This window comes from Prolixibacter denitrificans, from assembly GCF_003014495.1.
Taxonomy (GTDB): domain Bacteria; phylum Bacteroidota; class Bacteroidia; order Bacteroidales; family Prolixibacteraceae; genus Prolixibacter; species Prolixibacter denitrificans.
Window position 1 is genome coordinate 137148 of sequence record NZ_PYGC01000008.1, and the last position, 13819, is coordinate 150966.

The following is a 13819-nucleotide window of genomic DNA, read 5'->3' on the forward strand; positions in this document are numbered from 1 at the left end:
GTGATTTTTTTCTAATCTGATTTTACAGGGTGTAATCAGGTTAAACACTGTTCGTTTTGGTTTAAAGAAGAGAATCCACAAATTGTTCCGCAAAAAAAACTTAGTTTTGTCTGAAGCGGCCTCATACAAAAATATAATTTTCACTTAAACTTTCGATTACTGGTGGAAGCAATCATTGAACTAAAAGGTGCAGATATTTATCAACGGGAGAATCTGATTCTGAAAGACGTTAGTCTTCAGGTAGAAAAGGGCGAATTTCTGTACATTATCGGGAAAGTGGGAAGTGGTAAGTCCAGCCTTCTGAAAACCTTCTATGTCGAATTGCCCCTGATTGAAGGCGAAGGAGAAGTAGTTGGTTACAAGTTGCAAGCCATCAAACGGAAACATATTCCGCTACTGCGAAGGAAATTAGGAATCGTTTTTCAGGATTTCCAATTGCTGATCGATCGAAGTGTATATAAAAATCTGGAATTTGTACTGAAGGCAACCGGCTGGAAACAGGAGCGCGCTATCAAGGACCGCATCCGGGAAGTGCTCGAAATTGTCGACATGCCGCATTCCGGCTCGAAGATGCCGCACCAGTTGTCGGGAGGTGAGCAGCAACGTATTGTCATTGCGCGGGCTTTGCTGAATAATCCGGAGATTATTCTGGCCGATGAGCCTACCGGAAACCTGGACCCGGAAACGTCGGAGTCTCTTCTCAATGTTTTGAAGGCGATTAATAAAGAGGGAAAAACCGTTGTTATCGCCACGCATGATTACCCGTTAATCCGGAAATTCCCGGCCCGAAAAGTGGCCTGTGAAGATGGAGGTGTTCGTGAAGTGGGTGAAGAAGAGGAAATTATTGATTTCGAATCGTTACTCGACGACGAGTTGTCCTGATTCTTCCAGGAAGGGCGCGTAAATAGCAGCCAGCTTCTTTTCTTCGTTCTCCCAGCACAGTTCACGGGCTGCCAGCGAAGCATTTTCTTCCCATATCTTTCGGTAATCTTTAGCTGAGAACAATGCGTTGATTTGTTGGGCGACGGCTTCGGGTGTGCGCTCTCTTAGTACTTCTCCAACTTTGTAATTTTCGACTAAGTTGCGCATTTCCGGTAAATCGGATACAAGCACTGGAATTCCCGCATGGATGTAATCGAACAGTTTGTTGGGTAATGCAAAGTGATAGCTTAATCCCAGGTCTTCTTCCAGCGAAATGCCTAAATCGGCTTGCGGTGTCAGGAAGTGGAGCTCGGAAAGAGATAATCTTCCGAGAAAGACAACTTTCCCTCCCAGGTCTTCCCGAATGACCAGTTCCTGAAGTTCATTCTTTTTATCTCCGTCGCCGGCCAACAGCAGAATACTTTTGGGAATATATTTCATAGCCTGAATAATCATCTCCAGACCGCGCCCCATATTCAACGCTCCCTGGTAAAGAATGATTTGTTGGTCGCCGAAATCCATCTGGCGGTCGCCCGGAATAAAAGTCACCGGCGAGAATCGCGGCATATTCCGGATAACGGTAAACTCTTTCCGGTAAACCGAAGAAAGGCACTCCGAAATAGATTGACTAACGGTGTACGCCGAATGCACATGAGAGAGCGAAAGCTTCTCGAGCCTTTGCCACATCCTTTTTACCAACGGGCGCTTGATGACTTCCGGGACTTCAGTAAACAATTCGTGGCTGTCGTAAATAACCGGCAACTTACGCAAGGTCGCTGCCGCTGTTATTCCCGGAAGGGTATCCAGATCATTTGCAACCAGTACGTTGTATTTTCCGAAAAGAACATGGAAAAAGAGTCGTAAATTAAAGAAGGCATAAAATAACGGACCTTTGTTGAAAAGTAACCGAAACCTTCGTGTCTGGTAAGGTCTCGACAGGGAACCGCTTTTTTTGAAGCGCCGTCCCAAAAGTGTTACTTCGAAGCCCATCTTTTGCAGCGATGAGGCAACTTTATGTACGCGGTGATCTGTTACGAGATCATTGGTTGCTGCCAGGAGTATTTTTCGCACGTTTGTCAAATTCTAGTTGTAAAGATACGCAGTTAAAAAGGAAACGTAAATATCCCTGCTTCTATTATCTTTGCCATCAAAAATTTAAGGTATGTTCATCCTCTACCACGATTATTCCTTGCTGACCAGGAACACATTTGGCATCGATGTTAAAGCTAAATCTTTTCTGTCATTTTCTGATGCTCAGGGACTGATCCAGTTTTACCAATCGAATCCGGAATACCGTGATATGGAATATTTGATTGTGGGTGGAGGAAGCAACATGTTGTTTTTGCACGACGTGGATGAGCTGGTTTTATCATCCGATATTTCCGGTATTGAGATTTTGAAAGAGGACAAGGAATCGGTTTGGGTAGAAGCCGGTGCAGGTATTGATTGGGACGAGTTCGTGGCATTTTGTGTGGGTAACCGTTGGGGAGGAGTTGAAAATCTTTCACTGATTCCCGGAAAGGTTGGAGCGGCTCCTGTTCAGAACATCGGAGCGTATGGTGTTGAAGTGGGCTCTGTCATTCGTGAGGTTCGCGGTGTCGATCTGCAAACGTTGCAGCAAAAGAGTTTTACCCGCGAAATGTGTCAGTTTTCTTATCGGAATAGCATATTCAAGCAGGAATGGAAAGGGCGCTTTGCGGTCACTTCGGTAGTGTTTGAATTGAGCAAAAAACCTGAATTCAGAATAGATTATGGCGATGTTGCAGCCGAAGTGGAGCGTCTCGGAAAAGTATCTCACTCGACTATTCGACGGGCGGTTATCGCTATTCGGGAACGAAAGTTGCCGGATCCTGAAATTATTGGTAATGCTGGTAGTTTTTTCAAGAATCCTGTGGTCGAGGAAGAAACAGCCAATGCATTAAAGGCAAAATATCCCGAGATTCCGCTCTATCCGGCTGGTGCCGGAAAAGTGAAAATAGCCGCCGCCTGGTTGATTGAAAAGGCCGGCTGGAAAGGAAAACGCGTTGGCCAGGCCGGCGTGCACGACCGCCAGGCGCTGGTACTGGTTAATCATGGTGGTGCCACCGGACAGGAAATCTTCGACCTGTCGGAACAAATCCGGATCGATGTAGAAAATAAATTTGCGATTCAGCTCGAACGGGAAGTGAACGTCATCGGATAAACTACTTTCCCGAATTATTTAAAAATGCGGTTTTTATTCAATGCTCGTTGGTAACGTGCTGCATTCCGGTTGTGTTCCCGCAAGGTTCTCGAGAAATTGTGGTAACCCGAAAAATCTTCCTTCGCACAGAAATACAGATATTTACTTTTCTCGTAGTTCAGTACCGCCTCAATGCTTTTCGGATTCGGGAAATTGATGGGGCCGGGAGGTAATCCTTTGTATTTGTATGTATTGTAAGGCGAATCAATTTCGAGGTGTTGATTGAGAACGCGTTTGATGCTAAAATCACCAACAGCAAATTTTACAGTTGGGTCGGCCTGCAACCGCCAGCCACGTTTCAGTCGGTTGATGTAAACGCCGGCAATTTTATGCATTTCATCCGGTTTCACGGTTTCTTCCTGAACGATTGATGCCAACGTTGTCGCCTGAACGGGAGTCATTCCCGCCGCTTCAGCTTTCTTTTTCCGTTCGTCTGTCCAAAAACGATCATATTCCTGGTGCATGCGATCCACAAATTCCGCGGGAGTTGTTGTCCAGTACAATTCGTAGGTATTGGGAATAAACATGGCCGGGAAAGCAGCGTAAGTAAAGCCGTACTTCTTTGCTTCGGCGGTGTCGGTTAGCATTTTTAAAAAAGCAGTCGAATCCGCCTCCATGTAGTGAGCTAGTCGGCCCGCCAAATCTTTCCGGAAACGGATATTGTTGAACGTTACTTTAATGGGCGTTTGAGCTCCGGAGCGTAACATATCAATCAGTTTGTTGTTGCTCCAGTTTTTTTCGAGCTTGTAGGCACCGGGTTTGATTAAATCCGGATACTTTTTTTTGTTGGCCACCCAATTGATGGACTTATAATTGACCAAAAAATCACCCGCCTTCAGCGAATCAATCACCTGGTCGTAAGTAGCACCATTGGGGATATAAACAAAGCCAGTATGTTTCACATTATTTTCGAAAATGTACCCATACAGCTGAAAAGCACGAATGCCAACCACAATAAAACCGATGGCTACCAATATAATGACCCATTTTCCCAATCTGGGGAAAACCATTAGTCTGTTTCTACGCTCAATTCCCATACTTAGTCTTTCTTGGTCGTAAAAATAGTAAATTCAGTTTAACTCACCAGATGGAATATCTTGCTCATCTATTTATGTTTTATTGACAATTATTCAACGGTTTACACCTAAATATTTTATATTTTCGTGCCTGAATTATAAAACCGAAAAATCGTTAACTGTTTGGAGGACAATCTTATGCATCAGGTAAAACTTGCAGATGAAATTTATTATGTAGGAGTAAACGACCGAAAAACCCATCTTTTTGAAAATTACTGGCCGCTGCCGCACGGAATGGCTTACAACTCGTATTTGATTGTTGATGAGAAAGTAGCCTTGATGGACACGGTGGAGCGCGCGTTTATCGACGAGTATCTTTCGAATATTAAAAATATACTGGGCGACCGGAAGGTTGATTATTTGGTGATCAACCACATGGAGCCCGATCATTCCGGAGCGATTCGCAGCATCGTGGCCGAATATCCAGATATTACCCTTGTCGGGAATAAGAAGACGTTCCCGATGCTGGAGAATTTTTACCAGATTAAGGAAAACACGTTGGAAGTAGGCGATGGTGATGAACTTCCGTTGGGAAAAAATACACTAGAGTTTTACACGATTCCGATGGTGCACTGGCCCGAAACGATGGTTAGTTTCGAAAAAACGAATGGCATACTGTTCTCAGCTGATGCATTTGGAGCCTTTGGTACGCTCGATGGTGGAATTTTCGATGATGAACTGAATCTCAGTTTCTACGAAGAGGAAATGATGCGCTACTTTACCAATATTGTTGGAAAGTATAGTCCGCATACGCAACGTGCCATGAAAAAGCTGAGTGGCCTGGACATTAAAATGATTGCTGCACTTCATGGTCCTATCTGGCGTTCGCATACCGATTTTGTGCTTTCGCGATACGATAAGTGGAGCCGCTACGAAACGGAAGAGGGAGTTGTGATTGTGTACGGAAGTATGTACGGGAATACCGAAAAAATGGCTGATGTGATTGCCCGGCAACTGGCCGAGCGCGGCGTGAAAAACATTCGTGTTTACGATGCTTCCAAAACGCATCAGTCTTACATTATCAGCGATATTTTCAAATACAAGGGATTTATTGTTGGTAGTGCTGCCTACAACAACGAGATGTTCCCGTCGGTGGAGGCGCTCGTTTCCAAAATTGAGCACATGGGTATCAAAGAGCACCTGCTGGGTGTTTTTGGTTCCTTTTCGTGGAATGGTGGTGGCGTGAAAAATCTCATGAAGTTCGCTGAGAACATCAAGTGGAATTTGGTGTACGATCCGGTGGAAGAAAAAGGCGCGTTGAAAGCTGATAAATTTCAGATGTGCATCGACCTGGCCAATGCCATGGCTGACAAGTTGAGAGAATAATCTTTATTCAGATATAAACGAAAAGGCTGTCTTCGAATTGAGGACAGCCTTTCTTTTGCTCTTCAGATGCGGTGTACTTACAATGTTATACCTGATTTGAAAATGGCCATTTCGCGGAAACCGCTTTTCTCGTGATTCAGCTTTTCGCCGCTGGCCACGTTGATGATATATTGTACAAAATCTTCCAGAAGTTCGTCCATTGGTTTCCCGTTGACCAGCTCACCCGCATTGAAATCGATCCAATGCTTTTTCTTCTCGTAAATGGGCGTATTGGTCGAGATTTTCATGGTCGGAATGAAACTCCCGAAAGGAGTTCCGCGTCCGGTGGTAAACAACACCATCTGACATCCGCTAAAACCAAGTGCCGACGTCGCCACCAAATCGTTTCCTGGCGCAGATAAGAGGTTGAGACCTTTCTTGCTCAACGGTTCGCCGTATTTCAGCACATCTGCAATGGTTGCATTCCCACCTTTTTGGGTACACCCCAGCGATTTTTCTTCCAGCGTTGTTATTCCGCCGGCTTTATTTCCGGGAGAAGGATTTTCATAAACCGGCTGATTATGCGATGTGAAGTAATCTTTGAAATCGTTGATTAAACTGACGGTCTTATCGAATATAATACTGTTTTCAGCCCGCTCCATCAATTGCTTTTCGGCGCCAAACATTTCCGGTACTTCCGTGAGAATAGTAGTTCCGCCGGAAGCGGTCAGGAAATCGGAGAAAGCGCCCAACAACGGGTTCGCGGTGATGCCGGAAAAACCATCGGAGCCGCCACATTTCAGGCCGATGTTTAGTTCAGAAACGGGAACTTCTTCTCGTTGATCATGGCGCATGATTTCATAGAGCTCCTTCAGGATTTTTACTCCTTCTTCGATTTCATCCTCGACCGCCTGTGCTTTCAGGAAACGAACACGCTCTTCATCGAAATCGCCCAGCGACTCCCGGAATTCTTCCATCTGCAAATTTTCGCAACCCAGGCTGAGAACCAACACACCACCGGCATTCGGGTGTTTGGCCATATTCCCCAATACCTTACGCGTATTGGCATGGTCGTCGCCCAACTGAGAACAACCGTAGTTGTGCTTGAAAACCTGGACCGCATCGATATCATCCGGCTGAACTTCCGATTTGAAGATGTCCAGAATCTGCTGAGCCTGCCCATTCACGCAGCCAACCGTCGGGATGATCCAGAGTTCGTTTCGGATACCGGCTTTGCCGTTTTTCCGCAGGTAGCCTTTAAACGTGCGGGACGAATCGCCTTCTGCAACTCTCCTGAAATTGGGATAGTACTCGTATTCCAGGTTTCCCGACAGGTTGGTTTTAAGGTTATGCGAGTGAATATGTTCGCCGGCTTCAATCGTAGCGGTGGCGTGTCCAATGGGTTCGCCATACTTCAGAATCCATTCGTCGGGTTCGATTTTCCGGACTGCGATTTTGTGACCGGCCGGAATTTCCTGCAACGTAGTTATCAGTTGGCCGTCAACTTCCAGCTGCTCACCGGAGGTCAACGGATTCAGGCAAACAACAACATTGTCTTTGGGCGATATGCGAATAAATTTTTCCATCTCTCTTTTGGCTAAAGCCGGAATTGCTCCCGGCCTTTCATTCATCACAATAAAATTCAGGTGTACGCTTAAGCAACTTTCTTTTCGGGATTTTTCTTTCCCAAAACCGATTTCACCGCCTGCTTCATGCCGGCCTTTTCAATCAGGTAGAGGTAACCGGCTACGGCTTCGGTGAGGCCGGAAACCTGGTTCAAATCCTGTTTCCAGAGTTGTTTCAGATTGAGCACTTTGCTCGTTAGCTGGTGCATTCCTTCTGGCGTACCGTCATATGCGTCCCACACTTCGCGGTAGAAATCCAGAATCCATTGGTCGTCGTTCAGCGTGTAAGCAACGCCATCGACACTGCCTTTGTAGTATGCGATGGAGGCTGCCAGCGAGAAAACCAGTTTTTGCGGCAAACGACCCTCTTTTTCGAAATAGTCGAGCAGTGAAGGCAGGTTGCGGGTTTCCCATTTTGACATGGCGTTGAGCGCAATGCTTTTCCATTCGTGGCGGATATACGGATTATAGAAACGTTCCAGAATTTTGGTGGCAAACGCTTCCAGTTCATTTCGGTTTCCAGGAATACCGGTGAGAATCTCCTCGTAAACCATTTCTTTCATGAACCGGCCGATTTCGAGATTTTCGATGCTTTCGCGAACGGTTGGCAGTCCATACAGCAACGACGTTGCAAAGCTTCCGGTGTGGCAGCCGTTCAGCACACGTACCTTCTGTTCGCGGTAGCGGGTCATGTCTTTCACGAATTTCACCTCAAGACCAGCTTCCTGTGCCGGAAATTCTTTTTGCACCCATTCCGGTCCTTCGATGACCCATAGGTGAAAATATTCGGCTTCGGTTACCAGATTATCTTCGTAGCCCAGCTCTTCCTGAATTTCCTTGATGTTTTCCTTCGGAAATCCGGGAACGATGCGGTCGACCAGTGAATTGCAGAAAGCACATGAAGTTTCCACCCAGTCGATGAATTCGACTTCCAGTTTCCAGTTTTCGGCGTGCTGTAACACGTATTTCTTGAGGAAATCGGCATTGCGGTCAATCAGCTCGCAGGCGATGATGATTAATCCTTTTGACGGATCGCCTTCGAATGTTTTAAAACGCTGGTAGAGCAGCGCCGTCATTTTTCCCGGGAAGGATTTCTGCGGCTGCATGTCCAGCTGGTCGTTTTCATCGAATACAATGCCCGCCTCGGTTGTGTTGGAAATAACGAAACGGAGTTCGGGATTATCAATCACTTCCCGGTAGGAATCGAAATCGGTATATGGGTTGATGCCCCGGTTGATGCAGTCAATTAGCTCGGCTTCTTTTACCGGCTGACCGTTTTTCATTCCTTTCAGGCAGACATGATACAGGCCATCCTGGGCGTTCAGCATGTCAACCATGCCGCGCTCGATGGGTTGAACAACTGTAATTCCGGAGTTGAAACCGACGGTTTTGTTCATTCGGTTCACCATCCAATCGGTGAAGGAGCGAAGGAAATTGCCTTCTCCAAATTGTAAGATCCTTTCGGGATAAGCTGGAAGATTGGTTACATTACTGCGGTTCAGTGTCTTCATTTTCTTCTTGATTTATTGATCTCGTGTTCGTACACGGAATGTCGTTTTAAAAAATCCGTGTTCGCACACGGATTCGGGCGCTAAAGTATGAATTTATGTTATTGGTTCGTCATTAAAATTTTTCGATCGATTGTATTTTTCTGTATATCAAATATTTGTGAACAACAATTAATGATAAGTTAATCTAGTTGTGCCCGATAAAGGGCTAATTCGTTAAGCGGAAGCATATTATTTCTAAATTAGGAGTAGAAATCAGACGAAATGGTTTATGTTTTGACAGGTGGTCCCGGGTTTGGAAAAACCTTGTTGGCTGAAAAGCTGGCAGAAAGAGGTTACCGGATTGGGCACGAAACAGCACGGGCATTGATAGAAGAAGAGCAGAAGCGTAATGGAGAGATATTACCCTGGCGGAATTCCTTGGAATTCGAACGTCGGGTGATGGAAGCGCGTATTCGGTTCCTGGAAGAGACCCCGGAAGAGGAGATTGCTTTTGCCGACAGGGGGTTACTGGATCAGGCAGCATTTTCGTACTACAAAGGAAAGGCGGTTTCCGACTCGTTGACGTTTGCCATTAAAAAACATCGGTATGCCACAACTGTTTTTATTGCGCCTCCCTGGAAGGAAATTTATCAGACGGATGCCGTTCGAAAAGAGACTTTTTACGAGGCTTTCCGCATTCACGAATGTGTTGTAAAAGCCTACCGGGAAAACGGCTATCGCTTGGTCGAACTCCCGAAAGTGGCGGTTGAGGAGCGACTGCAATTTGTATTGGATTATGTTGCTACACGTTCTGAATGATGAGTTCCAGTTACTATTCGAGATACTTAACTACAAAAATACAGCGTATGAAACGAACTGATCGCCGGGAATTTTTGAAGAAAACAGCTTTGAGTGCCGGAGCACTGGCAGCCATTCCGGGAATTATCGGGGCAACCGTCAAATCTACAGATGCGCAGGTCGAAACTGAAATTTTATCGGAAGTCTTTCTGAAGAAGAATGATGTGATCGTCTTTCAAGGCGATTCGATTACGGATTTTTGGAGGGACAAAAAAGATCAACGCCCGAATGATCCCTTGGGATTTGGCCCGGGATATGTTTTCCTGGCTGCATCCACCTTGCTCGATCATTTTGCCGAAAAACACCTGACTATTTACAACCGGGGAATTAGCGGGAACAAAGTTTTCCAACTGGCCGACCGGTGGGAAAAAGACTGTCTGGAACTGAACCCGAGGTTACTCTCGATTCTCATCGGCGTGAACGATTACTGGCACATGCACAATGGAAAATACGACGGTACAATCGAAACTTACGAGAATGATTATCGTGCTTTGCTGAAACGAACCAAAGCTGCTTTACCGGATGTGAAGCTGGTGATTGGTGAGCCTTTCGCAGTTTTGGGCGGTAGTGCCGTTGACGATAGCTGGTTTCCGGCTTTTGATGCCTACCGGAAAGTGGCCCGCAAACTGGCCAAAGAGTTCGACGCGATTTTCATTCCGTACCAATCGGTTTTCGATGAAGCATCGAAGCGGGTGGGGCCGAAGTACTGGACGGCTGACGGTGTGCATCCTTCCGTGGCTGGTTGTCATTTGATGGCTGCCGCGTGGCTGAAATCGGTATTTGGGATGGAACAAGGATGATACAATATTTCCTGAAATAAAAAATCCCCGGCCAAAACGACCGGGGATTTCCATTGGTAACAAGTGCAAGTTATTTTCCAAGGAATATTTTTACTTGTTTGTATACGTTCTCTCCGTTGAAGCCCAACTCTTCGTCGAGCACCGTGTAAGGCGCCGAGAATCCAAACGAGTTGAGTCCCCAAACTGCACCGGCGTCTCCAACCAGTCCTTTCAGGGTAACCGGCAAACCAGCCGTCATACCGAATTTCGGTACGTTAACCGGAAGTACTTCTTCCTGGTAAGCTTTCTCCTGATTGCGGAAAAGACCTTCGGAAGGTACGGAAACCACACGAACTTTCAAACCGTCGCGCTCACGCAGCAGAGCGGCACCGTCGACTAGTGTCGCAACTTCGGAACCTGAAGCCAGCAGGATAACATCCGGGTTGGCGTCGTTCTCAACAATGTATGCACCTTTTTCAGCCTGCAGCGCGTCTGTGTAACGGTCGCTGTTGGCCGGCAGGTCTTTTATATTCTGACGAGACAAAATCAATGCAGTCGGTGTATCTGTATTCTCGAGGGCCATTTTCCATGATACCGTTGTTTCGGGACCATCGGCGGGACGAAGAACCAACATCGAGTTGTCGCCGTGGTGATTTTTCAACTGCTCGAGCAGACGAATTTGAGCTTCCTGTTCCACCGGCTGGTGAGTAGGACCGTCTTCGCCTACGCGGAATGCGTCGTGTGTCCAAACATATTTGACCGGAAGTTCCATCAGCGCAGCCAAACGAACGGCGGGCTTCATGTAGTCGGAGAACACGAAGAAGGTTCCGCACACCGGAATCACACCACCGTGAAGTGCCAGACCGTTCATTACACAAGCCATGGTCAATTCGGAAACACCTGCCTGCAGGAACGCTCCGGTGAAGTCGTTCTTGGCAAACGGATGGGTCTTTTTCAGGAAGCCATCGGTTTTGTCGGAGTTCGACAAGTCAGCCGAAGCCACAATCATGTTTTCAACCTGATCAGCGAAAGCGGCCAAAACAGTACCTGATGCAGCACGGGTTGCCGTGTTGGCTTTTTGTTCCAGTGCGGCAAAATCGAATTCAGGAATGTCACCGGAAAGGAAGCTTTCCAGTTTCTCGGCTAATTCAGGATTGGCTTTTTCCCATTTTTCTTTCTCTGCTTCGAACTCTTTTACCCATTGGCGCAATTCCTCCTGACGTTTTTTATAAAGCTCTTCTACTTCGGGGAAAATTTGGAATGGCTCCTTCGGATCGCCACCCAGGTTTTCGATGGTTTTGTCGAGCGAAGCACCGGCTGCCGAAAGCGGTTGCCCGTGAGTAGAAACTTTGCGCTCGAAACTATCGCCGCCATCGGTTACAGCACCTTTACCCATAATGGTTTTACCAATGATGAGCGTGGGCTTTTCTTTTTCTTCGGTGGCAATTTTCAACGCACCGCGGATGGCTTCTGTGTCGTTTCCTTCGATGGTCAGTACTTTCCATCCCCAGGCTTCGTATTTTTTTGCTGTATCTTCAGTTGTTACTTCATCGGTTTCGGAAGAGAGCTGAATATCGTTCGAATCGTAGAACATAATCAGGTTGCTCAATCCGAGGAAACCGGCCAGACGACCTGCTCCCTGCGAAACTTCTTCCTGGATACCACCATCAGAGATGAAAGAAAAAGTTTTATGTGACATCCATTCGCCAAACCTTGCGGAGAGGAATCGTTCTGCAATAGCAGCTCCAACGGCCATGGTGTGTCCCTGTCCCAGCGGTCCGGAAGTGTTTTCCACCCCCCGCTCAGTATCCAGTTCCGGGTGACCCGGAGTAACTGAACCCCACTGACGGAAGTTCTTCAGATCTTCCATGGAGAATTTTCCCGAGAGGGCCAGAACAGAATAAAGCATGGGAGACATGTGACCGGGATCGAGGAAGAAACGATCGCGGAACGGCCAGCTCATGTCGTCCGGATTGTATTTTAAGAATTCAGAATACAAAATATTTGCATAATCAGCTCCGCCCATAGCACCGCCAGGGTGACCTGAATTTGCTTTGTCGACCATGGCGGCCGATAAAATCCGAATGTTGTCTGCTGCTTTATTGGTTAAATTGTTCTTCATCTGGTTGTGATTAAAATATTTTCGACGTAAAAATAGAAATTTTTGATTAGTAAAACGGCAACAATAGGTGTAAAAAATACACTTTCATTATTTACCTTCTGCAAACTGATTTACATCTGAGTTTGTATAAAAAGAAACACCCCAGAACCAGTAAGGTTTGGAGTGTTTTTTTATCTAAATATTAAAGATTGTTATTTCTGTCCGGGAAGAACGCGAACCAGGAAGATGCCTTCAATCTCGCGAAGTTTGTCACTCACTTCAGGATCCAGCTCATTCCGGTCGATATCGATGATGTTGTAGGCAATGCCGTTGCGGTTGCGGTTCATCATATCGGCAATGTTCACGCCGTAACCTGCCAGCAATGTTGAGATCTGGCTCACCATATTCGGAACGTTCTTGTTGGCGATGAGAATGCGGGCGCCTCCGTTGCGGTTCATCGCTACATCGGGGAAGTTCACCGAGTTGCGGATGTTCCCGTTTTCGAGGTAGTCGCGAACTTCACGCACGGCCATTACCGCGCAGTTGGTTTCCGATTCCTGCGTAGAAGCACCCAGGTGAGGAATGGCAATTACATTCTTCATGTTCAGAACGTCGGCATCCGGGAAGTCGGTTACATACCAACCTACTTTTCCGCTTTCGAGTGCCGGTTTCAGATCGGCGTTGGAAACCAGTCCGCCACGGGCGAAGTTCAGGATGCGTACACCGTCCTTCATCATGGCGATTTTTTCGGCATCGATGAAGTTTTTGGTTTTGTCCATCAACGGAATCTGCAGCGTTACGTAATCGGCTTGCGCCAACAGCGCTTCAATACTTTCGGCACGCGCAATGTTCTGGTTCAACTCCCATGCATGCTCAACAGAGATATACGGGTCAAAACCAATCACGTTCATGTCCAGTGCTTCAGCAGCATTTGCTACCATAACACCGATTGCCCCCAATCCGATGATCGCCAGTGTTTTTCCTTTGATTTCGTTACCGGCGAAGTTCGATTTTCCTTTTTCGACCATGGGAGCGACATTATTGCCTTCTCCCTTCAAGGTCTTGGCCCACTCAATTCCACCGGCAATGTTCCGGGACGAAAGCAGCATACCGGCAATTACCAGTTCTTTTACCGCGTTGGCGTTGGCACCCGGGGTATTGAATACAACAATGCCTTTGTCGGTGCATTTATCAATCGGGATGTTATTTACTCCGGCTCCGGCACGGGCAATGGCTTTCAGGGATGATGGAAGCTCCATATCGTGCATTTTGAAACTGCGGAGCACGATGCCTTCCGGTTCGGTTACTTCGCCGCCTACTTCGTAAGCGTCAGCCGGAAAGAGTTTTAACCCTTTTTCGTCAATCTTGTTCAGTGTCTGAATTTTGTACATGTTGCGTGGTGTTTTGTGGGACGTATTTTACTGTGGAATGACAAAGGTCATA

At 46.7% G+C, this 13819-nt stretch carries 11 protein-coding genes; 5 read left to right on the forward strand and 6 right to left on the reverse strand.

Going from position 1 to position 13819, the window contains the following annotated elements:
- Positions 1–162: 162 nt before the first annotated feature.
- On the forward strand, positions 163–882 hold the full coding sequence (locus CLV93_RS14820) for a cell division ATP-binding protein FtsE (protein WP_246187208.1): 720 nt from the start codon (positions 163–165) through the stop codon (positions 880–882).
- Here the strand turns inward: CLV93_RS14820 and CLV93_RS14825 are convergent.
- Positions 859–1992, reverse strand: a complete 1134-nt coding sequence (locus CLV93_RS14825) for a glycosyltransferase family 4 protein (RefSeq protein WP_146142037.1) — start codon at positions 1990–1992, stop codon at positions 859–861. The two genes, CLV93_RS14820 and CLV93_RS14825, sit on opposite strands and share 24 nt — an antisense overlap.
- Before the next feature lie 91 nt (positions 1993–2083).
- On the opposite strand from CLV93_RS14825, the gene murB reads away from it, so the two are divergent.
- The gene (gene murB, locus CLV93_RS14830; RefSeq protein WP_106542996.1) at positions 2084–3103 is read left to right on the forward strand and encodes a UDP-N-acetylmuramate dehydrogenase; all 1020 of its coding nucleotides are present in this window, start codon (positions 2084–2086) and stop codon (positions 3101–3103) included.
- A gap of 14 nt (positions 3104–3117) precedes the next feature.
- Here murB and mltG read toward each other — a convergent pair whose 3' ends face one another.
- Positions 3118–4152 (reverse strand): endolytic transglycosylase MltG, encoded by a 1035-nt coding sequence (gene mltG / locus CLV93_RS14835; RefSeq protein WP_246187209.1) that lies wholly within the window; start codon positions 4150–4152, stop codon positions 3118–3120.
- A gap of 189 nt (positions 4153–4341) precedes the next feature.
- Between mltG and CLV93_RS14840 the strand changes: the two genes are divergently transcribed.
- The gene (locus CLV93_RS14840) at positions 4342–5544 is read left to right on the forward strand and encodes an FprA family A-type flavoprotein (protein ID WP_246187210.1); all 1203 of its coding nucleotides are present in this window, start codon (positions 4342–4344) and stop codon (positions 5542–5544) included.
- A 77-nt stretch (positions 5545–5621) separates the two neighbouring features.
- Here the strand turns inward: CLV93_RS14840 and CLV93_RS14845 are convergent, their stop codons facing one another.
- Positions 5622–7154, reverse strand: a complete 1533-nt coding sequence (locus CLV93_RS14845) for a UxaA family hydrolase (RefSeq protein WP_246187211.1) — start codon at positions 7152–7154, stop codon at positions 5622–5624.
- Between the two features lie 23 nt (positions 7155–7177).
- The gene (locus CLV93_RS14850) at positions 7178–8659 is read right to left on the reverse strand and encodes a tagaturonate reductase (protein WP_106542999.1); all 1482 of its coding nucleotides are present in this window, start codon (positions 8657–8659) and stop codon (positions 7178–7180) included.
- A 261-nt stretch (positions 8660–8920) separates the two neighbouring features.
- Between CLV93_RS14850 and CLV93_RS14855 the strand changes: the two genes are divergently transcribed.
- Together CLV93_RS14855 and CLV93_RS14860 are read left to right on the forward strand one after the other, a co-directional pair.
- Complete coding sequence (locus tag CLV93_RS14855) at positions 8921–9457, forward strand: AAA family ATPase (RefSeq protein ID WP_106543000.1); 537 nt, start codon at positions 8921–8923, stop codon at positions 9455–9457.
- A 47-nt stretch (positions 9458–9504) separates the two neighbouring features.
- Complete coding sequence (locus CLV93_RS14860; RefSeq protein ID WP_106543001.1) at positions 9505–10296, forward strand: SGNH/GDSL hydrolase family protein; 792 nt, start codon at positions 9505–9507, stop codon at positions 10294–10296.
- 70 nt (positions 10297–10366) lie between these two features.
- On the opposite strand, the gene CLV93_RS14865 is transcribed toward CLV93_RS14860, so the two are convergent.
- Together CLV93_RS14865 and CLV93_RS14870 are read right to left on the reverse strand one after the other, a co-directional pair.
- Entirely contained in the window at positions 10367–12397 is a 2031-nt protein-coding gene (locus CLV93_RS14865) for a transketolase family protein (protein WP_106543002.1), read from the reverse strand.
- A 191-nt stretch (positions 12398–12588) separates the two neighbouring features.
- The gene (locus tag CLV93_RS14870) at positions 12589–13767 is read right to left on the reverse strand and encodes a phosphoglycerate dehydrogenase (RefSeq protein WP_106543003.1); all 1179 of its coding nucleotides are present in this window, start codon (positions 13765–13767) and stop codon (positions 12589–12591) included.
- Between the last annotated feature and the right edge of the window lie 52 nt (positions 13768–13819).

Coding starts and splice junctions, on each gene's coding strand:
- murB (WP_106542996.1), top strand. CDS start 2,084: ATGTTCATCCTCTACCACGATTATTCCTTGCTGACCAGGAACACATTT.
- mltG (WP_246187209.1), bottom strand. CDS start 4,152: ATGGTTTTCCCCAGATTGGGAAAATGGGTCATTATATTGGTAGCCATC.
- CLV93_RS14845 (WP_246187211.1), bottom strand. CDS start 7,154: ATGAATGAAAGGCCGGGAGCAATTCCGGCTTTAGCCAAAAGAGAGATG.
- CLV93_RS14850 (WP_106542999.1), bottom strand. CDS start 8,659: ATGAAGACACTGAACCGCAGTAATGTAACCAATCTTCCAGCTTATCCC.
- CLV93_RS14855 (WP_106543000.1), top strand. CDS start 8,921: ATGGTTTATGTTTTGACAGGTGGTCCCGGGTTTGGAAAAACCTTGTTG.
- CLV93_RS14860 (WP_106543001.1), top strand. CDS start 9,505: ATGAAACGAACTGATCGCCGGGAATTTTTGAAGAAAACAGCTTTGAGT.
- CLV93_RS14865 (WP_106543002.1), bottom strand. CDS start 12,397: ATGAAGAACAATTTAACCAATAAAGCAGCAGACAACATTCGGATTTTA.
- CLV93_RS14870 (WP_106543003.1), bottom strand. CDS start 13,767: ATGTACAAAATTCAGACACTGAACAAGATTGACGAAAAAGGGTTAAAA.